The sequence below is a fragment of the Priestia sp. TSO9 genome (assembly GCF_021029645.1).
Taxonomy (GTDB): Bacteria; Bacillota; Bacilli; order Bacillales; family Bacillaceae_H; genus Priestia; species Priestia megaterium_E.
The window spans coordinates 1-23,315 of sequence record NZ_JAJEKD010000012.1; the positions used below are offsets into that span (position 1 = coordinate 1).

The 23,315-nt window shown below is 34.0% G+C and carries 27 protein-coding genes and 2 tRNA genes; 15 read left to right on the forward strand and 14 right to left on the reverse strand.

Annotated features, from left to right (window positions below; genetic code table 11):
• Positions 1–256 precede the first annotated feature (256 nt).
• From LJC66_RS08140 to LJC66_RS08160, 5 genes are all read left to right on the forward strand, one after another.
• Entirely contained in the window at positions 257–901 is a 645-nt protein-coding gene (locus tag LJC66_RS08140; protein WP_230932260.1) for a sigma-70 family RNA polymerase sigma factor, read from the forward strand.
• 77 nt (positions 902–978) lie between these two features.
• On the forward strand, positions 979–1,209 hold the full coding sequence (locus LJC66_RS08145; RefSeq protein ID WP_230932261.1) for a hypothetical protein: 231 nt from the start codon (positions 979–981) through the stop codon (positions 1,207–1,209).
• Positions 1,210–1,326: 117 nt separating this feature from the next.
• On the forward strand, positions 1,327–1,860 hold the full coding sequence (locus tag LJC66_RS08150; protein WP_230932262.1) for a tyrosine-type recombinase/integrase: 534 nt from the start codon (positions 1,327–1,329) through the stop codon (positions 1,858–1,860).
• A gap of 368 nt (positions 1,861–2,228) precedes the next feature.
• Positions 2,229–4,118 (forward strand): RNA polymerase sigma factor sigma-70 region 4 domain-containing protein, encoded by a 1,890-nt coding sequence (locus tag LJC66_RS08155; protein WP_230932263.1) that lies wholly within the window; start codon positions 2,229–2,231, stop codon positions 4,116–4,118.
• Between the two features lie 720 nt (positions 4,119–4,838).
• On the forward strand, positions 4,839–5,099 hold the full coding sequence (locus LJC66_RS08160) for a hypothetical protein (RefSeq protein WP_230932264.1): 261 nt from the start codon (positions 4,839–4,841) through the stop codon (positions 5,097–5,099).
• Between the two features lie 157 nt (positions 5,100–5,256).
• On the opposite strand, the gene LJC66_RS08165 is transcribed toward LJC66_RS08160, so the two are convergent.
• The 8 genes from LJC66_RS08165 to LJC66_RS08200 form a co-directional block, all read right to left on the reverse strand.
• Positions 5,257–5,454, reverse strand: a complete 198-nt coding sequence (locus LJC66_RS08165) for a hypothetical protein (RefSeq protein ID WP_230932265.1) — start codon at positions 5,452–5,454, stop codon at positions 5,257–5,259.
• A gap of 128 nt (positions 5,455–5,582) precedes the next feature.
• Positions 5,583–5,768: a hypothetical protein gene (locus LJC66_RS08170; protein ID WP_230932266.1), complete on the reverse strand. Its 186-nt coding sequence runs from the start codon at positions 5,766–5,768 to the stop codon at positions 5,583–5,585.
• 144 nt (positions 5,769–5,912) lie between these two features.
• A complete protein-coding gene (locus LJC66_RS08175) occupies positions 5,913–6,167 on the reverse strand; it encodes a TMEM199/VMA12 family vacuolar ATPase assembly factor (RefSeq protein ID WP_230932267.1) in 255 nt (84 codons plus the stop codon).
• A 536-nt stretch (positions 6,168–6,703) separates the two neighbouring features.
• Positions 6,704–7,390, reverse strand: coding sequence for a MerR family transcriptional regulator (locus LJC66_RS08180; protein ID WP_230932268.1), 687 nt, complete (start codon positions 7,388–7,390; stop codon positions 6,704–6,706).
• Positions 7,391–8,274: 884 nt separating this feature from the next.
• A complete protein-coding gene (locus tag LJC66_RS08185) occupies positions 8,275–9,507 on the reverse strand; it encodes a site-specific integrase (RefSeq protein WP_230932269.1) in 1,233 nt (410 codons plus the stop codon).
• 1,165 nt (positions 9,508–10,672) lie between these two features.
• Complete coding sequence (locus tag LJC66_RS08190) at positions 10,673–11,908, reverse strand: hypothetical protein (RefSeq protein ID WP_230932270.1); 1,236 nt, start codon at positions 11,906–11,908, stop codon at positions 10,673–10,675.
• Positions 11,909–12,040: 132 nt separating this feature from the next.
• A complete protein-coding gene (locus LJC66_RS08195; RefSeq protein ID WP_230932271.1) occupies positions 12,041–12,553 on the reverse strand; it encodes an HTH domain-containing protein in 513 nt (170 codons plus the stop codon).
• 454 nt (positions 12,554–13,007) lie between these two features.
• A complete protein-coding gene (locus tag LJC66_RS08200) occupies positions 13,008–13,385 on the reverse strand; it encodes a DUF3888 domain-containing protein (RefSeq protein ID WP_230932272.1) in 378 nt (125 codons plus the stop codon).
• A 966-nt stretch (positions 13,386–14,351) separates the two neighbouring features.
• Between LJC66_RS08200 and LJC66_RS08205 the strand changes: the two genes are divergently transcribed.
• Positions 14,352–14,498 carry a hypothetical protein gene (locus LJC66_RS08205; protein WP_230932273.1) on the forward strand — a complete coding sequence of 49 codons (147 nt, stop codon included), beginning with the start codon at positions 14,352–14,354 and terminating at the stop codon, positions 14,496–14,498.
• A gap of 1,607 nt (positions 14,499–16,105) precedes the next feature.
• Here the strand turns inward: LJC66_RS08205 and LJC66_RS08210 are convergent.
• From LJC66_RS08210 to LJC66_RS08220, 3 genes are all read right to left on the reverse strand, one after another.
• The gene (locus LJC66_RS08210) at positions 16,106–16,366 is read right to left on the reverse strand and encodes a hypothetical protein (RefSeq protein ID WP_230932274.1); all 261 of its coding nucleotides are present in this window, start codon (positions 16,364–16,366) and stop codon (positions 16,106–16,108) included.
• Between the two features lie 486 nt (positions 16,367–16,852).
• The gene (locus LJC66_RS08215; RefSeq protein ID WP_230932275.1) at positions 16,853–17,068 is read right to left on the reverse strand and encodes a hypothetical protein; all 216 of its coding nucleotides are present in this window, start codon (positions 17,066–17,068) and stop codon (positions 16,853–16,855) included.
• 14 nt (positions 17,069–17,082) lie between these two features.
• Complete coding sequence (locus LJC66_RS08220; protein ID WP_230932276.1) at positions 17,083–17,352, reverse strand: glutaredoxin family protein; 270 nt, start codon at positions 17,350–17,352, stop codon at positions 17,083–17,085.
• A gap of 172 nt (positions 17,353–17,524) precedes the next feature.
• On the opposite strand from LJC66_RS08220, the gene LJC66_RS08225 reads away from it, so the two are divergent.
• The 3 genes from LJC66_RS08225 to LJC66_RS08235 all read left to right on the forward strand — a co-directional run bounded on the left by LJC66_RS08225 (position 17,525) and on the right by LJC66_RS08235 (position 19,299).
• Positions 17,525–18,298 carry a phospholipase A2 family protein gene (locus tag LJC66_RS08225; RefSeq protein ID WP_230932277.1) on the forward strand — a complete coding sequence of 258 codons (774 nt, stop codon included), beginning with the start codon at positions 17,525–17,527 and terminating at the stop codon, positions 18,296–18,298.
• A 116-nt stretch (positions 18,299–18,414) separates the two neighbouring features.
• Positions 18,415–18,645 carry a hypothetical protein gene (locus tag LJC66_RS08230; RefSeq protein WP_230932278.1) on the forward strand — a complete coding sequence of 77 codons (231 nt, stop codon included), beginning with the start codon at positions 18,415–18,417 and terminating at the stop codon, positions 18,643–18,645.
• Positions 18,646–18,756: 111 nt separating this feature from the next.
• Positions 18,757–19,299, forward strand: coding sequence for an N-acetylmuramoyl-L-alanine amidase (locus LJC66_RS08235; RefSeq protein ID WP_230932279.1), 543 nt, complete (start codon positions 18,757–18,759; stop codon positions 19,297–19,299).
• A gap of 39 nt (positions 19,300–19,338) precedes the next feature.
• On the opposite strand, the gene LJC66_RS08240 is transcribed toward LJC66_RS08235, so the two are convergent.
• Entirely contained in the window at positions 19,339–19,728 is a 390-nt protein-coding gene (locus tag LJC66_RS08240) for a hypothetical protein (protein ID WP_230932280.1), read from the reverse strand.
• Positions 19,729–19,972: 244 nt separating this feature from the next.
• Between LJC66_RS08240 and LJC66_RS08245 the strand changes: the two genes are divergently transcribed.
• From LJC66_RS08245 to LJC66_RS08270, 6 genes are all read left to right on the forward strand, one after another.
• Positions 19,973–20,046: transfer RNA gene (locus LJC66_RS08245), tRNA-Cys, on the forward strand.
• Between the two features lie 146 nt (positions 20,047–20,192).
• Positions 20,193–20,267 (forward strand) — tRNA-Cys (locus LJC66_RS08250).
• A 97-nt stretch (positions 20,268–20,364) separates the two neighbouring features.
• Positions 20,365–21,033 carry a phospholipase A2 family protein gene (locus LJC66_RS08255; protein ID WP_230932281.1) on the forward strand — a complete coding sequence of 223 codons (669 nt, stop codon included), beginning with the start codon at positions 20,365–20,367 and terminating at the stop codon, positions 21,031–21,033.
• A 161-nt stretch (positions 21,034–21,194) separates the two neighbouring features.
• A complete protein-coding gene (locus LJC66_RS08260) occupies positions 21,195–21,407 on the forward strand; it encodes a helix-turn-helix transcriptional regulator (RefSeq protein WP_230932282.1) in 213 nt (70 codons plus the stop codon).
• Positions 21,404–21,811 carry a hypothetical protein gene (locus tag LJC66_RS08265; RefSeq protein WP_230932283.1) on the forward strand — a complete coding sequence of 136 codons (408 nt, stop codon included), beginning with the start codon at positions 21,404–21,406 and terminating at the stop codon, positions 21,809–21,811. The genes LJC66_RS08260 and LJC66_RS08265 overlap by 4 nt, the downstream gene beginning before the upstream one ends.
• Positions 21,812–21,830: 19 nt before the next feature.
• Positions 21,831–22,142: a hypothetical protein gene (locus tag LJC66_RS08270; protein ID WP_230932284.1), complete on the forward strand. Its 312-nt coding sequence runs from the start codon at positions 21,831–21,833 to the stop codon at positions 22,140–22,142.
• Positions 22,143–22,181: 39 nt separating this feature from the next.
• Here the strand turns inward: LJC66_RS08270 and LJC66_RS08275 are convergent, their stop codons facing one another.
• On the reverse strand, positions 22,182–22,343 hold the full coding sequence (locus tag LJC66_RS08275) for a YvrJ family protein (protein ID WP_230932285.1): 162 nt from the start codon (positions 22,341–22,343) through the stop codon (positions 22,182–22,184).
• Between the two features lie 13 nt (positions 22,344–22,356).
• Positions 22,357–23,250, reverse strand: coding sequence for a S8 family peptidase (locus LJC66_RS08280; RefSeq protein WP_230932286.1), 894 nt, complete (start codon positions 23,248–23,250; stop codon positions 22,357–22,359).
• Between the last annotated feature and the right edge of the window lie 65 nt (positions 23,251–23,315).

Genomic DNA, 23,315 nt, shown 5'->3' on the forward strand with positions numbered 1-23,315 from the left:
ATAAAGTCCACTCCATCATTAATTTTGGTAGCAGCTTTTGCTATAGTTAGTGTATTTCCCATATGGACACCTCCTCATTTGTAATAGAGAAAGGAGTCTGAAAAAACTAAAAAAATTTCCAAAAAAAATAATTTTTTATTTCCTAAAAAGTACTAGATTTTTACTTCAATTTAGGAGATAATAAGAACACTTGTTCTTCAAATATTCCAAATTTCTCTTTTATTACACAAGATTCCCTATAAAAAGGAGCATTTTTATGGCACAATATACTCAATTTACTTCCAACAATAAATGTGATGAAGCTAAAGGGAAAAAGCGATTAGTGTACACGCAGAAAATACAAAAGAGACTACCTTTAGTATTAGAAAACCCCGTTATTCAAGAATTTTTAAAAGATGAAAAACACAAAGAAGCGATGCACGCAGCTTTTAAAAACCCTTCTCAAACCGACATCAATTTACTTAATCAAACTTTCAAAACATTTTATAGAATTAATCGAGTAGTTAGATACTGCTCTGTTCTGATCCGTGGACGTTCCCAAGATTTCGATAAGAGAGAACGAAAAAGAAATTTTAAGCAATTACTAGTATTTGATAAAAATGCTTTAGAGGATAATGCGCCCTCTATTAAGACAATTGGAGCTGTACTAGATAGTAATGTAGAAAGCCCTGAATTATCCGTAATTGAAAAGGTAGAGGAAGGAACAGTTATTCCTGTAGTAAACGAGGAATTATATAAGGCAATGCGGGCCTTAACTGATAAGCAAAGAAAAATTTTGTATTACCGTTTTGAAAAAATGCTTACAAATAGACAGATTGCTGAAATTTTAGGAGAAACCGAACAAAACATAGGTTATTGGGTTAAAAAAACACTGAAACAATTAAGAGACTCCCTGCAATAAAGGGTCATCGTACACCATAGGTTATATAACGAATATAAAGATTATGACCATTAACTAACTGAAAAGGGGAAATGTGTATGTCAGTAGAAAACACTCAAAAGCAACAAGAAGTACAAGCTATTATTGATCAGTTGGAATTTAAAATTCTAAAGCACGCTCAACAAACGATATTTAAAAACCGTGAAGAGCTAATGCAAGAGGTTAAGGTATTAATTGTAGAGAAGGCATATGAAATGTTGGATGAAGAGCCTATGGGCTTCTTTGAATTCATAGAGAAAGAAATTTTAAAAGAAGAGATAGTTTTTTAGTACACAAAAAGTATATTTTGTGTACCTTAAAACCTTGATTTTATAACTTTTATGATTGATAATATAATAGTTATAAGAAAATGTGTACCTCTGTGCACGTTTTAGGGAGGTTTTTTGATGAAATGCGAACCAATTAAAGATGAAAAAATAGTAAAACAATTCATAGAAGTTTTAGGAACAAAAAGAAACGGATTCGTTTATTCACTATACTTTGAATTTGCGCTATCAACTGGATTGAGAGTGTCAGACATCCTTGAATTAAAAAAGAAGGACGTAAAGAACGGTATTGTACGTGTGAAAACGCAAAAAACAGGGGACGATAAGCGAATTGCATTAAATGATGCGTGTAGAAGAAAATTAGAAGTCTACTTGGACACTAAGAAAGACAATGATAAAATCTTTGATTTTAATAGATTTTACGTACATAGGTTATTAAAGTGGGCTGCGGATCAAATAGGTTACAATAAGGATATAGTTTCTACTCATACAACTCGAAAAACGGCAGGATGGTTTGTATATTTAGATTCAGGAAAGGATTTAGCGCAAACACAAGAGTTCTTAGGGCATAGAAACCCTAAAGATACAATGGTTTATCTAATGATTAAAGAGGACGAGGTAAATCAAACTCTATTAAAAAGATCCTGGAGCTAATGCACAGAAATTTTTTCACTGTTAAGAGATCAGATACGTTAAGATAGAATTATAGAAAAAAAGAGGTAAATAATAGATTTCTTACAATGAAAAAGGTAGAGTACGAAAAGAAGACAAAAAAAGAAACGGTTCCTAGGCCGTTTCTAATGCGACTCTCCAACCCAACACCAACCCATCAACCGACTAAAGTTAAGAGCAGTAGTAGTAAAGAGAGATTATACACTTATGAAAAGTTACATATTAATATTAACGCTTCATAACTTACTTTTCAAGTTTTTTATGATTTTCCTTTTTTTCAATGAAAAATGTGTTGGGTTGGGGTAGTCGCACTTTCTTCTTTAATTTGTATAGGAGAGGTGTGAATTTTTGTGGCTATCGAAAAAGATGAGCTTCAAGAAATAGAAAATGCTGTCCAAGGTATTTGGGGAGATCGGAGCAACCTATTCTTAATGGGAAGCAGTTTAAGAGAAATTAAGTATCTTGACGTTCCTCGATACTTTGATACATTTTCAGAACAATTAGAGTTATATTTTGATTGGTTCTTAGAAACCCAGGATAGACGCACAAGGCGAATAGTTAAGAGTCATCCAATAGAATATATGAGAACAATAGAAACCGATAATAAGAGCTATAAGAAGCTCTTAAAGGCATATAAAGAAGGTACTATTCAAGCAGAAAGAAATAAGTTACCTACTTTGGCTTTTAAGGATTTACGTAGTGCTCAAAAAGTTTATTCAGACTTAGTAATGAAAGCTGTAGATATGATTGCAGCCGGTGTCTCGGAATTAGATTTATACAATGAATTTGTTACTAATGGTGATGAAAGACACCAAGAATTTGCTAAGACATATGGAAAGATAACATATAAAAAATATCTACAAATAAAAGTAAACGGATGGAAAGACCATTTTTGGACATATGATTGGGCAATTGCCAATGGTGGAAAGCTTACAGACGGCAGGGAAACACAGTATTTAGGGTGTAATCCCGTATTTGTTATAGGCGAAGATAAAAGAAGGTTGCAAGAACGCGTAACTGAATTACATATGCTCTACACAGAGCTAGATTACTATAAGTTAGATGAATTTAAGGGTATGTCACAAGATGAAATGGAGAAATTAATCCTTGAACGACTTGACGAATATGCCTTCCCTCATCCAACTGAAATTCTTCGCTCAAGAGGTCTACAGTTAATTTGGAGAACTAACCCAATAGGTCAAATAAGACATACATACTGGTGCTTTTTACAGAAATATATATACGAAATGTTAAAAGAATATGGTGCTGATGGTGCCGTTGTAACGGATTCTGCCCGTGTTTTAAGAGCTGTCGGTTCAATTCATAAGTCTACACAGAAAGTAATAACAGGGAAGACCTATGTTGAAGTGGGAGAACGTTTAAAATTTGACGAGTTACTAGAATGTTTTGTGTGGGACCAAGTCCTAACTCATCAAAAGACACTTGAAGAAAAGCGTCGCAAAGGTCGTGAAAAGTACGAAAGATATCTAAGATATCTTGAACATAAGCGACAAGAAGACCAAAAGAAAAACGCAAGAAAGAAAGCATTTACGGCATTAGATGGTGGAAAAAAGGAATCTCCAGAAGAGGATAATTCAGCAATTATTAAAGATCCTTGGAATTTACGTCATCAAAGAATTATTCACGACATATTTGCTCTTTCAGAGCATCGTAAAGGTAGAATGAATGGCTGTCGTGAAGTTGCTTGCTTCTTGGTACGTTATTATACGCTCTGTACAACAGCAGGGAATAAAATAAAGGCTTTAAATGAAATGGAAAAGCTATATAACTCTTTTGATGATTTTTATGATAAAGATGCAGTCGTATACCTTTGGGATACATTGTGCGATTTAACTAAATCAGCAGAAAGAGGCTACGAAAACTGGGTAAGTGGCGAATATGATCACTTAGGGCGTAGAAAAGGCTATAACTATAGCAAAGAAAGACTACGTGAGGTTTTACAAGTAACCAAAGAAGAGGATAGTATATTAGTTGCTCTTATTAGCGATGAAGAAGCAGAAAGAAGGGCTAAAGAGCGTGATTTAAAGAAGAAAACAAAGAAGAACAGGGCAAAAGGGATGAAACCTAAAGAAGAGTATTTAGGTGCTTTTCATAAGGTTAAAGAGCAGGGTATTGAATTGAAGGATCAAGGATTCAAATACAAGGAAATTGCTGAACAGTTAAATGTGTCTATCAATACAGTTAAAGGTTGGTTCAGAAAAACTAAGAAAAGTGTATGATGTTTCCCCCCTTATATTAGTGCTATATGGGTGCGGCGCTTTTGGGCTTGTCTCTACGAGAGAGTCTTTAGAGCACAAGGAGTACTAGTGGACACGCTAGTGCTCTTTTTATTGGGGGAGAATATCTCTTCTTTTGGGCTGTTCAAAAAAAGTCGCCCTTATATTAGTCCTGGGGTGAGCATCAACATTTCCCTTAAATGCTAAACTTAATTAGTCTACATTAGGCAGTTCATAAAAAAGTGTATGATGTTTCCCCCCTTATATTAGTGTTATATGGGTGCGGCGCTTTTTCTCCTTCCTAAGAAGTTATTATATAAAGACAGAAGTGAGCATTAGTATACTGGGCTAGTGCTCTTTTTTAGTGGGGGGCCATCCTAGAATAATTAGGGCAAAAAGTTTCCCCCCTTATATTAGTGCTATGGGGTGCCTGACCTCTGTCTCTTTCCACAGAGAGGTCTTATAGCTTGGAGCATTAGTATATAGCTAGTGCTCTTTTTGTATTGGAGGACGTAGCTAACTCTACGTGTTCAAAAAAAATCGCCCTTATATTAGTGCTATATGGGTGGGGCGCTATTGTGCTTTGTATCTTTGCAGACAGCACAAGGATTTTAGATTTTGAGAGTACACCCAATCTGCAAGTTTCCTACTTTTCTAAGTTATTGTTAGCTTCTCGTTCTTACTCTATACTAGGGCTATGTAGTTTATTAAGGGGATGAGAATGTGAAAAATACAAAGATAACAGTTACTGCTCTGAGGGGAATGGTTAGTGTAGCTGGTAGCCAAAAGATAGACTCTGTTTCATTACCAGTAGCTTTGGTTGATGATATTGCAGATCAATTGGAAACATTAATTTCAATCATAGAAGAAAATGATCTCGAAACGGATAAATTTGAGGACTACCTGTTGGAAACAAAGAAACGTGCTAAATTGAAGAGGGAAAAACCTATTAATATTCACGGGGGAATTCCACGTGGCGGTTAATTAACCTTCTATTTTGGCTTGTATAGCTATTTTTCTCTCTTTTAATATAAGAAACTACAAGTATATAAAAATACGAAAATAAGGCTTCTATAAGGTTTAAAAGTGCTTTTAAAAGAGGGTATTAAAAATAGCCACCCCGGAAATGGTGGCTATTTCTTTATGTTGTCTTATTCTTGTCGTTGTCTTCTTTTTTCGTAGTAGTACCAAAGCTAATTTTAAGTTCAAAATTAAATTGACCTTTTAATAATACAAACACAACAGCAGCAATGATTAAATCGCTGATCGACATTCCTGAAAGAGTTTGTACCATTTCTGCAACACATAAAAATAAATTAATATTAGTTAAGGAATTCATCCCTCAACACTTCCTTTATTAAAAAGCCCATAATTAGAATAGCAGCAATTTTAAAAGATAACAATATGTGTAATGTGAGCCCCTATAAAAAAGAAGCGCTTTTTTAAGGCACTTCTCTTTTATAAGGCTTATTTTTTTCTCTCCAGCTCACCTAAACCAATTCTCATTAACTCAGCCATAGCACTAACACGGCTATTTAAGTGATTATCTACCTGGTATTGATCCACTTTTTCTATAAGACCCGCAGGAAACTTGACGTGAACAGAAACCGTTTGTACTTCTTTCTCTAACGTTTTTTCTTCTTTTTTTGTCATATTTAAAACCTCAAATCATTCAATTAATGTATCTATATAGTATCAATAATAAGAGGAATTAGTACATAAATACAAGATGAACCTCCTTAATACATACTTTGAACATATTAAATAAAAAAAGAACAAGCCCACTAGGAGCTTGTTCTAAATAGTATTGTTTGGTCTGTTTTGATTGTTACTTGTAACAATGAGATATGCTGCTGCTACCCCAATAACCAAAGTAGCAATGAGTAAACCTAGAAAGACCCCGGTTCCTCCAGCTGCAATTGCCACTCCATTCTTTACAAAGAAGTTAGGAAAGCAGGCATAATATAATGCTGTTGCAGTCCCGAAAATAGTAGCTAATATCCCTAATATCGTTCCTGCCACTTTACACAAACTTTTAATACTTTGTCCCATTTTGTTACCTCCGTAATTTTAGTTTTTTACACCTGTTCTGGTGTACTTATAGATAAGAGAAATAGGTACCATTTACAGGTGCATTCCAGAGAAAAATGAATTTCTTTCTCCTGTAATTCATTAATAGTAATTAATCGGAGAAATTTCTCATCTTGTCTTCCATTGCTATCGGAACCACTTGGAAACTAAAAGTCAACCCTTTCCTCCAATAATTTGTTTCCTACTACATAAGTGAACTAGAAGCATAAAAAACAAGTATGTATGCCTGATTTTTTCACCAATAGACCAAACGTTTTTCTACTTCACATACAATATAGAACTTCGTTCAGCAAATCGGCCCAAAATAGCGTAAAAACGAAAAAAAATTATCTCTCTACTTATTCTTTTAGCGCACTTGAACTAAATAGGTCATTTTTTTTTTTTTTTTTCAAGCACAATTATTAGTAATAAGCGCAGCCTAAGATTTCAACGAAGGAGAAATATAAAAGAAATCTTAGGCAACAACAAAAAAGAAGAAACCCTGCGGGGTTTCTTCTTCATTTTGATGAACCAAATATATAAGCAATCTTTTCACGTAATGTTTTGGGCTTCTTCTCCATCTGTTCTTGATACGTAGTAGCTATTTCTTTATGACTTTGTTGTATTTCTCGTACCGATGTCAAAAGTTTTTGATCACGAGTTCCCAATTGCTCATCAAGCTGCTCTTTAAGTAATCGCTCGTACTGCTTTCGGTCTTCTTCTCTTTGTTTTTCAAGCATTTGTATCATAAGCTTGCGATCTTTCTCTCTTTCTTCTTCAAACATTTGTAGCATATGCTTTCTTTCTTCTTCTCTTTGCCTTTTATCTAACTCTCTATCTTGATTTGTTTTTTGAATTACTACACGAAAAGCCTTTTCTAACTGTTCATATTTTGTTGCCAAATGTTCGTATTTCATTTCATCTTGCGTTTTAGGTATATGAGTTGTAAAAACAGTCTCTTTACCATTCAACCACTCTTTAATTTGCTGTACAGACCACTCATCATTCTCTCTTTTATCTTTAATTGCCAAGAGGACTTCTATGTTATGTGCTGTATATCGACGATGACCACCTTCAGTTCGTGGCGTTTCAATATCGTACTCATTACACATCTTTTTTATTGAATCAGCTTTATATCCAGTAAGTTCAGCAACTTCTTTACCCGTGTACAATCTACCAGAATCCAACTGAAGTTGTTTATTCAAATCTTCTCACCTCCAAATAAAATCGTGATGAGAATCGGGATGAATCCCGATTCTCTATCCCGGTTCTCATCCCGGTTTCTACTCAATCCCTTTAATAACAAGGGTTGAGAACGACCATCCCGATTTCCATCCCGATTTAGAAACCGGTATCTATCCCGATTTCCATCCCGATTTTCTGTATTTCATCTTATTTCTTTCTCCGAAATAATGCAATATTCCTTTTCTCTTATTTTTAAAGAGGCCAAGTTAGTACATTAGAGAATGAAAGTATTTGAAAAAATGTCAGTAAAGATGGTGAAAAACTTAATTGGACGGCCATCCCAATAGATTGCAATTAATCATCGTGGGTGAATGGTTATTCATTTTTTTATCGAGTTAATTATAGACGGTTTGGTCGGCCACGTATTCAAGTGAAAAAGGATGTTTAAAAGAACAGTATAGTTGCCAAAATGTTAACAATGGAGATTTGTAATAAAAATTAAAATGGATGTACCTATACGTGGTTGTATGGTGGAAAGCAAAGATAACTCACAGTAAGGATAAAAAAGAGGAAGAGCAGGAGCGAATTAAAGAAGTGTTAATCCTCTTAAACTGACCCAAACTAGGGATGAAAAAGAGAAAGAGCGAGAGCGACTTAAGAAGCGACAACTATTAAACTAACCCACACTAGAGATTAAAATGTTCTTTCGACTATCAACTTCAAGAAGGACATTTAAAGTAATCCACACCAGGGATGAAAATGAGACCATTGCAAGTACAGGAATGATCTGTGCTTTTAAAATAACCCACATTAGGGATGAAAATGACCGTATCATTGGGCAAGAGATTGTCCAAGCACTTATAAAAGTAACTCATAATTGAGAGAAAAGACCTTAACTATAAAATTAAGGTCTTTTTGCCACTTCATCATAGTATTTTTGAACTTCTGAAAATGTGGTATAGAAGCTCGTAACAATGTCTTTTCTGAAATGTCCCAGGTCGACACTTACTAAAAAGATAGCAATCTCGTCTTTTCTTAGCTGACGAACTGTATTTCGAGAAGCATTAATACGATTCTCCATTGTTTCTATTTTGCTTTTTAGTTTAGTATCGGAATTTTTTAATTGTTGCACGTACTCCTGTAGCTTTTTAGGATCACTAGGAATCTTTTTTAAATACTCGTGGCATCGCTGGAGCGCAAATGACTTGCGGAAGCTATGTGGCGTAAATTTGCGTGGTACTGATACATATTTATATTTTCCATCACGGTCCTTCACTCTTACTTTTTCAGTACGAGCAAGATCACGACCGGCAGCAGTTATGATATTCGTTACTGATTTACGCATTTCTGTAACTGAAAGAAAAGTTCCGTCCTTACGCTTAAATGAAAACAAGCGCTCATTCGGTTTTTTACCTTCGGTCAATCCCTTTAGAAACTTCATTGTGTCTTTATCGGTTATTTCTACTGATCTTGTAAGACCGCCTTTATCTTTCAAAAAGCGTATTTTATTAGTTTTTTCATCAATTTCTATATCAGAAGGCGTTAATTTTAATATCGAAGATATTCTCCCGCCTGTTCCAAGTGCAATTTGAGATACGGCGGCCGCCGTATCTCTTGTACGAGTATCATAACCACTTCTTTTAATGTTATCTATGACTTTTAATGATTCTTCTGGTGTAGCACGTAGCGTCATAGATGCTTTACTGTTTCTAAAGACGTTTTGTTCTCTTAAAGAATTTCTCATACCACTAGGATCCCCGAACTCTAAATCTCTTTTGAATATATTTGTTTCCTTGACTCCAAGATTAAAAGCAGCAATAGCAGAAGTAATGCCATTTAAATTACTTGCTTCATTCGTATTAGAATCGTGGTATTTATCAATGCGTTCCTGAAATATTTCAGCGACCTGCTCTTTTTTTACTTTAGTTATGTCAGCCACACCATATTTGTCGTGAAGATCACGCATTAAGGCAATTGTTAAATCAGCATACGTTTTTACCGTTCCTTCCGACATTGGACTTTTACCAACATAAATTTTCTTGTAATACATTTTTTCAAATACCTTTTCAATTTTTGTTAGTGAAGCATTTAATTTTTGTGTTCCACCTTGTCTATTTTTTCGTCTATTTTTAAACAAAATTATCACCCCCAACGTTTTTATTTATTGTAATTACTTTTGTTGCATTCGCAACTTTAAGTACGAAAAACGTTGTTAAATCAACGCTATCCCGATTTCTATCCCGATTTAAAAGACGATTTTCGCCCGTGTTTTATTTAGCTCGGCCGAAAGGCCTTATCTAAATAAAAATGGGAAGAACGTTTACTTGTAAATTCTCTCGCAAGATAAAACCACGCATAAAATCGTTCCTCTTTTTGCTTGGCCGTTTTATCTTTCTTAATCATTAACAATTAAATCGAACTTCCCATTAAAAAGCTTCTTTTTTCTAAGCTCGGCCTGTATATCCTTCGCTAAGAAAAAAGCTCACGCCGTATTGCGGAAAAATCTAAGTTCACTTGTAATTTTAAAATCCTTAAAATGAATCGTTTCTCTCTCATTTTTAGCGTCTTTTAAAATTCCTCGTTCACTAAGTTTTTTAGCGCACTCCTCCCCCTCACCAGTGCGTAGCAACTGGTTAAGTCGCATATTCAGCGTTATCGCTGAATACACCACTTAACCGTTGCTAGACGTAGCTTTAGCTCACTTTCTAGCGAAAACCCAAACCTCACAGCTTCGCTGTTTCGGCGGCCATCCTTCCTTCGGATGGATGGACAAAATACTTCGTATTTTGTTCTGTACTTTGCTTCGCAAAGTATTCGCTCACTTCGTGCGCTCAGCAAAAACATTCTTCACTTCTTCGAAGTGAATGCTCAACAATGCTTTGCATTTTGATCATTTTTAGGAGTTATCACTCTCCCCCTCGCTTACGCGATGTTGTGGTTGTTCCCTTAATTGAGATACAGTGTTACCTTTTGATTCTCCATTTGCTGTTGAGTAGCAGGTTGGAAGGTGTCAGCTTCGGACACGCGGACCCTCTTACGTTTGTTTCATTTTCTTGCAACGTTGCAATCTAACTCACTATTTTTCTAATTAATTGATTATCCTCTCCTTTTAAATTTTGTTGTATTGATATTAGATTCGATAAAGCAAATCCAATTTTTCTGTATAGATTGTTATTATCACTTCTTCCCAGAATGGTGATATCTCCTTTTTACCTCTCGGTATTGTGTAAAGAAAAATTATAAAATTTTGCTCTTTAACATTATAAATAAATACACGGTTTAAAAAGAAAAAAGACAAGATATTACTCTTGTCTTTCAGAACTGAAATGTTTGATTATCCGCAAAAGATATTCTTCTTCCGCAATGATACTAGAATGTTCCTCAGTACGGTAAATACGCCTTTCAGTTTCGGCTATGTTTGGGTATACCTCTTTAGCTTGCACATCGTACCCGACGAATCCCAAGAGAGGATCATAACTAGCAAATTTGGTTGGTCTAGGAGTTAAAAACCTTTCCAGTTGGTCCTTTGGACCATTTTGCTTCACGAACTCTTGCTTTAATAATTCTTCCTCTGAACCACCATCTAACCCATTCCAATTAAATAGCATTGGATTTCCCCCTGTCCTACCTTGGATTAAGATAGCCATACGTTCAAGTATATCTGTACCTAATGTTATTGCTTCTTTCAAGTTATTAATTTCTCGAATCAATTTATCATATTCAGTTAAAGTAATCTCAGAAAAAACCAACTTAAGCTTTAACCATTTAGGTATTGTATCGTTTAAAAAATCTTTATAATTGAGCATATAAGATAACGCAGCCGTTATATTTTCTTGCGTAGTTGTAACTCCATCAACAACTAACACATTGTAACGAGTATCTTTAATTACAAAGAATTTATCTTCACATAACTCTTTCTGCTCTTTTAATCGGTTCTTTATTTCTTCTGTTAATTGCTCTCTTCTGAAATATTCCTGTACTCGTTCAGGACTATCCTTAAAATCAAAATTAGGATCTCGAAAAAGAGCACGGCGAGCTTCAGCCATTTGTTTATCATCCACGCCAATGTATTGCTCTGAATCAAAATCATAGTAGAAAGATTCTATATGTTCATATGCTCTATTGTAGTTTAAATGCTTAAATTCGTAAGGTTTCCTGGAAGCTACAGCACCTTCAAAGTAAACGTCTAGTACACCAAACGGTTTAATATCAATTCGAGAAGTCATTTTCATAAAACCGTCTTTTGGCATTCTGTCGTAGAAACCTTCTTTAGAAAAAACGTTTACTTTAAAATGAGAACGCTCTTCTTCATCGACAATAGGTACTTGAATGAAAAAGAAATCTTCCTCATTTCCATATTTAATTCGTTTCTTTATATGAGCAAATCTAGGCATTACTATGCGCTTAGACAAATCGTGCATTTCCTCTTTGATAAATTTCACAGACTTTACTTCTGTAAATGATTTATACATCAATTCCAATAATTCATCATCTTCTACAGAACCAATGTTATCTAATGTTAGGTCTTTAAAATCCAAGTAGCTCCCCTCCTATTAACAGCAAACTCACTTCGTTCATTAAACATTACAAATAGAAGACGGTCTTCCGACCCTCTCCCACTTGTAACGTATAAAATGATTCTAATCATAACGGACGATAAATAAAGAATTTTAGTCCAATAAACCTTTTTCTTTAAAGACTTTTCTTAGCGCTTCATTCACCAATTCGGATTTATAACTCTTTGGGACACGATCAATAATACCTAAAACATCGTCGTCAAAGTAGAAACCTCGATACACCCTTTTTGAACGATCTTTTGGATTTTGTAGCAAAATATCAATTGCATCTACTTTGCTAGTATTAGTGCTAGCTTTTGTAAAGCTAGCACTAGTGCTTTCACTTTCATTCATATTACTAATGCTAGCTGCTATTTCACTATTAGTTTGCTTTTGTTCTGTTGGCATTTTACTGTTTTTAGAGATAAGTGTACTAAAATCAACATCTAAAGGCTCTGATTCTTCTCCAACGTAGCGATAAATACTTTCCTTGTTGTCCCATTCATATCCTAATTTCTTAATCTTTAATTGAATGGTACGAGTGCTTACACCATACTGATCAGCTAATTCTTTAATGGTGATTTCTTTCATCATAATTCCATTTAACATCTTTTTTACCAGCATCATACTAGCCTCCAATTCTGTTTTAAAAGTATAATGCTAGTATTCGAACCGTAAAGTAACAATACCTGCTTTTACAAAGATGTTAGTTAACATAAAACACGTTATCGAAAATAAATGGACTTGTGAAAAAGTATATCTGCTATGATAAAACAATAAAGTATTTAATCTTTTCTAAAGGATGAAGTCTATGAAGGAGTTTTTATCTAGCTTTCTACTTATAACAAGTTGGCTTATATTTGCTATAAGTGCATATTTGTTCGTTATTGTTTTAATAGCACCATCTTATGCATTCATTACTTTCTGTAAAGTACTAGGTACTGGATTAGTCTGCTATTATTTATCAAAAAAGCTCAATAAAAATTCTAAAATTAGTTAGTTTTAAACCATCTACTTTATACATCTATGGTTAACATAATCCCGATTACAGGAACCAATTAAAAAACATATCCATTGTTCTTTACAACGGATATGTTTTCAAATGTTTATATCTTATTAATTCACCATTCGAATTAACTACAACTTCATCAATACCATAAGTTATATGTGCACGATAAAAAGGCTTTATTTTCAACGTTAGTTCATATAATCCGCCGACACCATACAACTGCTTTATCTTAAGGATTTTTGCTCCAGTTGTATCCCATCTAAGATCTTGTGGTGCATTTATATCATTCTTATAGATTTCTACAATTGCTTTATCTACTGGATCTCTTAGGCTGCTCATAAGTGCATAATTTAGAGTTTCACATAACTTGGTATCAGCTTCATTTATTGTTTTTGCACTCACATCTGTTGCGGATATTATCAAAAACATTATTCCAATTGTAATCGTCATTGTAACTCTCTTCACGAATATCACCCCATCTTAGTTTCTGAAAACTAAGATGATTTATTCAGCAGCCTTTTTCAACTGTATGTGATATACAAGCTTAGTTAACATAATGTGAATTATCGGCGCTTTTCCAATTTAATGGAAATGTGATATTGTTAAATTATAGATAAAGAATGCTTGTCTTTTTTAATTTAACGAAATGATTTGAGGTGTAATTTTGGGCCAGCTTACTATTTTAATTATTTGCGCTATCTGCCTAGTACTAGGGATATTTATAAAAAAGAAGAACGCTTAAAACTACAAGTCTTTATGTATACGATATACAGAGCTAGTTAACATAATGTCTCTTTCCGGTACACACGACAAAAGAGAACCCTTATGGGAGTAAGGGTTCTAACAGAGTCATATTTATAGAGTATGCAGCTTTTTATACATCCTTGATATGCCGATGTTTCTTCGAAAGGTGATTACTGAAAGAATGTATAAAAAGTGCACATTTTATACATACGTAAATTAGGTAAAATATAGAATATATGGTAAAAAATATGATAAAATTTTATGTGCTGTGGCATTCATTCTTCAACGAGTGTGAATCCAAAAAAAGCAACCTCGATCTCCTATGACAAAAACGAGGTTGCTTTTTTTGTATGCTGTTAATTTTAGAAATGTCCCTTTCTGTAACGCAAATAAAAAAAGAACCCTCGTGGGAGTTGGGTTCTAAGGTGGTTACGATCTCTGTTTTACGCAACCTTATATATATATGCTTCCACGGAAAAATATAGTACATATGTAAAAAATATGATAAACTTCTCTTGAATCGATTTTTTATACGTTTTACGTGTGTAAATCCTGATAAAAAGCTATCCCATTTCTATGCAAAGCCTATGCCAATAGAAATGAGATAGCTTTTTTATGCTTGCAAAACCTATTCATTGCTCCTAAAAGCTTCAATAAATGGAGGAGAATTTTATGTTAACTAAATACGAACTCTTTCTATTCAACAGAGAACTATTATTTTTATTGGAGCAACATTCTTCCTGTCCGGATCCTGATTTAAAAGAAATCTTATTAACTCAAATTGACCTTTTAATTATTGTTCTTAGCCAAACACTTTAAAGTCTCTATTTATGTTATGTAAAAATGGAAAAGATAAATGGCCTGACAAACATTTCTGTTTTTCAGGCAGAAACCTTATTATTTTAAAAAGTAAAATTATCGAACGTTCCATATCGCTAAAATTGCAAGGAACACAGATTATAAATCGGGCGTTAAGTAGAACTTAAGTCTAACTAAATTTATGTATTTAATAAATACATAATAGATACATAATAAATACATAAAATTAGTACAACTTATATTATTATTAGTTAAACTAGGTGTGTATTTGATACATATTATTATTTGCCTAGTTAAACTTAAGTTTAACTAAAAAAAGCTGAGAGAGAGCAAAAGAGGGAGGAGGGGAGCTGTATTAGTTGAACTATATAAAAAATATATAAAGAAAGGCGCCAAGAAACTACACGATTTATTCACCAGGTTTAACGAGAGATGAACTTATTAAGATTGTTTGTGGTATTCGTTAATTAATGCAGATGAGCATATGTTTGTATATTTTTTGTTGTTTGGGTATATAATTTTTACAGAGGGTATCAGAAAAATTGGTGTAACTATAGATATATGAGCATCTACCTTGTCTTGCTAATGGAATTCTGGATTTTGCATAGAATTTCTGAATTTAGCTTAGGAATTCTGAATTTCCCTTGAATTTTCTTATCATTATAGATATAATAAATATTACAAATGTGTACTTAAAGTACTGGGGATTAAAAAAGTTTCTGCCTGTAAGACTGGGATAACTTTTCATTGATCAGTATGGAGTTAAAAAAAACTTCCACGGCTGTTGGAGCAGCGCGAGGAAGCTAATTGTTTCTAAAATTAGATTTTGAAGAAGTTTGCAATTTTTTCCCATTGGAGTGGGAAGAATTTTCTGAAAGCAAACACTAGAATAATAACTACTACTAGAATAGCTACTGTAGGGATTGCGAATCCACATAAAGTAATGGTATGTGGAAGAAATGTAAGAATTGTTTGGATGAATAGTTCTTTAAGAAATTCTCTAATCATAGTGTATTACTACCTCCTTTCTACCGAAAGGATTTAGTAAGTGAATATTAAGTTTTGGAGGACTTGATATTTGTCATCATCCTTTCAGTAATTTTGTACAGCGAACATAACCATTAGGATAGTTGCTGTCAACCATAAAACAAGAGTAACAAACGATATATATGAACAGGGTTGGAGCCCTGGAATTTGCATAACAAAAAAAGCCGAAGATAGGCTCTTTTTTTTGCCTAAAAATCGGTAGATTCTATGTATTTTGTTTAAATAAAGGAAAACGGACATACTTGTACAAATTCCGCACCTATAGAATTTTAGTTTACCAAAAAAATGATAGACTGTCAACTTTATGTATTACGATTGACAAAAAAATAATAGATTATGAATTTAATGCAAAAAACTTCATATACATTAGACATATCAGTAGCATAAGCTCGATTAAGCTATTGTACAGTGCGAGCTCAAGTAGTGAAGATTCCAAATGAAAAATAATTTTATATTTGGTTAAAACGTGACATACTAGAAACATAGAATTTACACTGATCCAATGCAAACAAGACGTTTGCGGCGACTTGTTTGCATTCATTGGAATAGTGGCTTAATAATTAGATGATGTTTTGAGAAGAACTGTGCTGGTTTTGCGGACCGTTAGCACGGTTTTTCTTGTTTATAACATAGGAACAAGAAATAACAATAATTAAACAAGAAATGTAGCCTAGAATCAAAGCTGATATGCCCGTGGTAATTGTAATGCTATGAGTAGAAAAGAAAGTAGGGAAGCAGCTACTCAACAGATCATAGAATAATCCCCAAAGTATGACGATAACACCAGTAACTTTGCTAGTTAAAATTAGGACTTCTTTCAAAACTCTCACCTCCTTTCGCTTACTATTTATTATAAGCGAGTTGCCTCAATTTTTTGAGCCATATAAAGAAGCCCTTATAAAAAAGTACTTTTTATAGATACAACTGCTTAATGATTAAACAAGTAAGGTATTAGTATTTCTCTTTTATTTTATGGTAGAGAAAGCTAATACATTCGTAGAGAAAATTCCGAAGTCTTATAACCTCAATAAACTCAAGAAATTTAGCTTAGAAAAAATATTCTCTAGGTGTTTCGGTGGGTTTGGGCATCGTATTATCACTATCAATGGTGTGGGTGTTATCTTTGTATGCCATATATTATTAAGCAAAAATCATTCAAAATATACCATCTAAAGAAAACATAGAAAAAAGCCTTATTCAGAGATAGGGGATCACCCAAACAATCTCTGAATAAGGCTTTTTTTATGATTACTAGATTCTTGAAGTTCTTTTTCAACTCTTTCTAGTACAGTATTAAGGAGTTTTTTCTATTTATCTAAAAAGGAGCAACAACTGCAAAGCTCTACACCGTAGACACTTTCAATTGATTCCTTTATGCTTTTAAGTTGTTTTGAATAGTTTAAAGCGATGTCTTGATAAATCTCTTTTTCATCCTCACTACAACAGTCGATGCATTGAGAAATTTTCATTAAATCGATTTTTACTTGATTATATTTAGTAACTTTTTCTTCAAGTTTTTTCACCGTCTCAACCTCGTTTACTTTGAAATTACTTCTGACGATAAGATCTTTTCGATTTTCTTAGTTGCAGCAGCTCCTACAATTTGATGTGTTTCATTATTAGCAGTAATGAAGGTTGTTGGAGTGTACTTTAATCCGTGTTTTAAGAACTCTTTTTCGTGTTCTTCATTAGTGACAATATCTTTCTCAGTAAACGTTATATCCTGCTTTTTAAGCCATTTCTTTAACGTTACACAAGCAGGGCAATGCGTCATTGTAAATACTGTAATTTCATAGTTATTTGTCATAATTTATACCTCCGTTTTGTTCTTTCAATAAGTAGTAGAGAAAGATAGACGAAAAAACTAAAAAGATTAGCAAAAAAAAATAAAAAGTTTTTTTCACCATTCTTTTTAGTTTTTAGTGACTTGCTTCTCTACTACCCACGTAAAGCAAAAAAGTACAGAGGAGTGTTTTTAAATGTCAGAAGACATCATTGGTAAGTACGTAACAGATCCAGTAGAAGTAGAAAGAATTGTAGCAGAGGTAAAGGCAAAAGAAGATTATAAAACAATCATCTTAGAATTAGGAAAACAGAGAGAATTTAGTGAAGCTGAATTAGTGGAAACTGAAATTTATGAGTTTGATACTTTAGGTAATGAAAATGAAGTAATTAGTAATAGAACAGTTTCATTGCAAACTTCGGATGGTACAGTAACAGTCGATTTTGTTGAAAATACTAAGGAGGGCGAGCATTTAGAATGGTTTGACGGAACAATTACGAAAACATTCGGTGATGACGAAATGCTCATTGGTCTTCGTGTGTTAGATGGTTTGCCTGAAACTGTTTTTATTAGACCAGTAGAACTAGAGGAAGATCTTTCTGAATCAGATGAAGAAGATCTTCCTGTTGAAGAACTTCCGAACGATGAAAATTATACACCTGGTATTTTAGCAGAGGTTGTTGCAGAACAAGGTATTTTTGATTTCTGCTTAAAAAATCAAAACGGTAAAAAATATCATCACTGTGGATTGAAATGCGGAGACGGGAAACACGCTATTGATGGCGGAGGTTCAACGATTAATTCAATTGATAGTTGCTGTAAAACACACGATTCTTGCTACTCTAGTAAAACTAAGAATGCTTGCTGTGACAAAAAGTTAGTTAACTGTGCGTTCAAATACAGAAAGCAAGATTTTTCAACCTACAAAAAAATTAACGCTGTATTTGGTTGGACAATGCCATTTTGTTAATTTCTAAAAGCCTAGCGAAAGCTAGGTTTTTTTATTTTGTGTTTTGGAAATATTTATTATGTTTTTTTCTTAATGTATAGTATACTATACAAAAAAAGAGGAGGAATTTATCAAAAATGAAAAAAATACACATTTTTAATATTATAGCAGGAATCATTATTATTGTTTCGATGGGCTTAGTAATTGCAGGAGGGAGTAACAGTTTACCGTACTTTTTAATTGTTTTATTTTTTATCTCTTACCTTATGCAAATTAAAAACTTTGTTAGAATCGCGTGGGTAATGGTCACAAGTATATTGGTAATTTGGTCATTAGGAAGCTTACTACCGCACTTTTTCGCACCTTAATGTAACAAGCATAAAAAAAGAACGTTTAAAACGTTCTTTTTTTTATGTTTGTTTTAGTTTTTAGCAACTTGCTTCTCTATTACAGGTAGGAAAAATGGAGAGGTGAAGGTTATGAAAAGATTGACGATAGATGCAGGACACGGCGGAGAAGATCCAGGCGCAGTAAGTGATAAATTGCGAGAAAAGGATATTACTTTAAAAATAGCCCTTTATGCTGAAGAGTTCTTACGTAAAAACTTTGAAGTGCTAATTAAGATGACCAGAAGTAACGATGTGTTTGTAAGCTTAAATGAGAGAGCTAGAATAGCAAATCGCTTTAAATCGGATTTATTTGTTTCTATCCACGTCAATGCAGCTGCTAATGGAACCGGATTTGAAAGCTATATATATCCTGAAACTAAACAAAAAACAAGGGAATTTCAAAAAGCCTTGCATAGTGAAATAACAGCAACAATAAATAAGCACAGAAATATAAAGGATAGAGGATTGAAAACGGCTCACTACTTAGTCTTAAAAAAGACGAGTATGCCTGCTGTCTTGACTGAAAATCTATTTATAGACCTAGACGGCGATCTTCTTGCTAAAGAAGAATTCTTAAAAGAGATAGGGGAAGCGCACGCTAAGGGGATTATGAACTTCTTAGATTCTATGTAAAAGAAAATAAAAAGACAGCTATTATTTGCTGTCTTTTTTTTATGGACAATACCATACCCAATTACCATAAGGGGTCATTACCCATCTGCAAGTAGGTGGAGGTGGTGGAGGTGGCATTGTATGATCCGGTCCTGTAGTAGAAGTAGGACATTTAACACCAATATATTTAAATTCAACCATATCATCTTGATGCACAGTATTAGGTTCGCCATTCTCTATAATATGAACCGTTCCATCAGCATCCAATCCAGTTAAATTAAAAATATGGTCTTTGCCCTTCCAATAGGAACCAAAGCATTCTCCGTGGTGCATTTGCAATGCATTTTTAATCGTGTCAGTTGTAACCTTATATTGGGCTGGTCTTGGTGCATAGGGGTATTGATAAGAGGGGTATTGATAAGGTGAATTATAATAATTGTAATAATACATAAGTAACCTCCTTGATTAAAGTCTTAATAAATTATGAACAAGATTCTTTAAAGGTTTGTAACGGACAAATTAAAAGTAGCCTATTTTCAATTTAGTGAATTTGACGCGAGTAAAAAGGCGTATGTTCTTCAAGTGAAGAATGTACGCCTTTTTTTATCAAAAAAACTAAAAAGATTTCAAATTCCTTTTAGTTTTTGGTGACTTGCCTCTCTACTACAAGCGTAAGGGCAAGAAAAAGTGAAATGATGGCATAGCCAAGTGGTAAGGCAAAGGTCTGCAAAACCTTGATCGTCGGTTCAAATCCGACTGTCATCTCCAATTACGGCGGTAATTATTAAAGTCACCTCGATGCCGGTTTAAAACCGGCTACCGCCACCAAAAAAATAAAAGTTTTTTACAAATTCTTTTTAGTTTTTAGTGACTCGCTTCTCTACTACAAGCGTAAGGGCAAGAAAAATTAAAACGATGGCATAGCCAAGTGGTAAGGCAAAGGTCTGCAAAACCTTTATACTCCGGTTCGAATCCGGATGCCATCTCCATATTACGGCAGTACATCTTTTAGAAGATAAGCATATTCCTCTTGACTGGTTCGAATCCAGGTACTGCCACCAAAATAATATATAGGGGTGTTTGTGAATGGGACAATTACAAACTTTATCAGTAGAAGAGCAAGAAACTTTATTGGACAATGCTCAAATTAATGCAGTAGCTGCAAAACAATTAGTACAAAAAATGTCTCAATTCGTTGGTGGATATGAGCTTAATAATCGCAAAGGTTTTAAGTTTGAACAAGATGATGTTTCTATTCAAACAGTTATCTTAGCTAACGCAGAAGATACAATTAAAGTAATCTATACAAACCTTAATAACGAAGAAGCTGTTTCAGGTAGCGTTATCGTTGAAAAGGATGATAAGAAAATCCTTAAAGGTTATGATATTATCGAAGATGAAGTGACAAAAACACTTGAAACTGAAATCGACGATGAGTTCTTAGCAGAACTTAAAGAATTAGAAAATCGTGAACTTCCAGAAGCAGATGCAGATCACGAAGAGGTTGTTGCTCAACTTCCTTGTATCTACGGTAAATGGTGTGGCCCAGGATGCTCAGGTCCAGGAACTCCAATCTCTAAAGTAGATGCTTGTTGTAAAACACACGATGGTTGCTATGGTTCTCGTGGATATTTTGCTTGCTCTTGCGACAAAAATCTTCACACTTGCTTAGCTCCATATGTAAAAGCAGGTTCAGAGTGGGCTATTACAATCAACTCATACTTCTATGCTCAACCGTGCAATCCGTTTAAATAAGAATGATAAAAAGGCAGACCTATCAAGGGTTCTGCCTTTTTTTATGAAAAATTTTAATTATTTCCTTTACATATCTATCCAATGTATAGTATTCTATACACAGAAAGTATAGAATACTATACATTCAGTAGTTCTAATTGGGATGAGGGTGACTGAATGAAATGAAGATTGTAACTACAAATAATGTGAAAGAACGCAGGGAGCAAGCTGGATGGACTCAAACTGAATTAGCCGAAAAGGTGAGTACAGTAAGACCTACAATAGCTTCTCTTGAAAGGTCAAAGTATGAGCCGAGCGTTGGTTTAGCAATGAGGATAGCGAAAGTATTTAATTGTACGGTTGAGGACGTATTTACAGAGGTGAAGAAGGATTGAATTACCTTTACAATTTTTTAATTAAAATAGCAATTAGTCTTTTATTGATGGAAGCCACTTTTCATATATGGAAAATGGAAGCAGGAGACCCGAGTATTTTATCTTGGGTGTTACCTTTAATCACAATCTTTTGGGTTGTCATAACGGTTATTAACGGAGTTCAGATTAAAAAAGGTAAAAAGTGGTTAAAGGAAGAGGAAGAGGACGAAAGAGATCAAATGATTAGATATAAGGTAGGTTATATTACGTGTTGGTCGAATATGGGCTTCTTGGCATTATTATTCTTCTTTTTTGGTTCGTTTGGGTTAGAGATATTTAGCCCTGTGTATGCACTTGTAACAGTCGTCTTCTTAAATATTATTATTTATTACGGAACGAAAGCGTATCTTACTTATTTTGAATAATGAAGTGGAGGAACTTAAAATGGCAAACAGCAACGTAGAAGTGAAAAAACAAGGGAAAAGCAGTGTATTAGGTGGAATTTCAATTGCATTCGCAGTTGTGTTAGCAGCGTTAGTATTAAACTTTTTAACAGGATTAATTCCAATGGATAAACTGCAAGGACTACCAATGGTAATGCCTTTAGTTTTAGGACCGATTGGCGCAATTATTGGTTTTGTTGGGTACAGAATGAACAAAGATAAACTGTCTTTATGGGGAATCATTCTTAATATTGTAATATTCTTAGTACCAATTGTTTATAACATCGTAGGAACTTTAGTTTCCGGCGTTTAATATACAGAAAAGCATCGGTTAAAATGACCGATGCTTTTTTTATTTTTCTTTTTCTCTTGTTTCTGCAACTTGCTTTAGCTCGTTAATTGCAGTAGTTAAAACTTCAATTCGTTTTTCGAATCTGATTAAAAGATAAATAGAAATTACGATTGGAAAGCCAAAGTTTCCAATGGATGCGCTAAACATTTCAAAAGGGCTCATAGTAATGTCCTCCTTATAATTTTAGGACGCCATTTCCTTGTGTTTTGCTTGTGTATCCATCCAAGAAAACAGAATGAGATACAAGATACTGATAAATAATATTTTGGGAGATTGGCAATTTCTTAGCTTTAAATAAGGAGAGAATTAATGAAATTGCTCCTGTAATGTGTGGTGTTGCCATTGACGTGCCTGTAAGTCTCAAATAAGAGTTTTGTAGGTAGGTTGAATAGATAGACTCCCCAAGTCCTAAAAAGTCTATATTCTTGTTTGTGTTGCTTATAGGGGATGGTATAAATTTTCTTCCAACAGATCCGACTTCAATTACTTCTTCGTAGTAACCAGGATAGAGTATTTCGTCAGTAAGCTCACTTCCATCGCCGTAGTTACCGGCAGCAACTACAACAAAAATATTCTGTTCTAATGCCTGATCAATAACTCTTCGTAGCTCTGGAATATCTTCTTTTATTCCTAAAGAAAGATTCATTACATCTACTTTTTCTCCATTTTCGCCTCTCCAATTAACAGCAAAGCTAATGGCTTTAATCAAGTTTTCGTGAGTAGAAATACTAGTATGACCAATAGCTTTAATAACTAAGAGTTTAGCCTTGGGGGCTATTCCAATGGTGTGCTGTTTGTTAGTTGCGCCTATAATGCCAGCTACGTGTGTTCCGTGGCCAGTATAGTCCGTTGCAACGTTAATTTCTCCATTATCGTCAGCAGTAAAGTTGAATGTATCAATGATGTTGTCTTTTAACTCTTCGTGATCAATATCGCAACCTGTATCAATTACAGCAATGATCGTATTTTGTCCGTGAAAACCTCTTTCCCAATAGCTTTTAGCATTTATAAAGTCCACTCCATCATTAATTTTGGTAGCAGCTTTTGCTATAGTTAGTGTATTTCCCATATGGACACCTCCTCATTTGTAATAGAGAAAGGAGTCTGAAAAAACTAAAAAAATTTCCAAAAAAA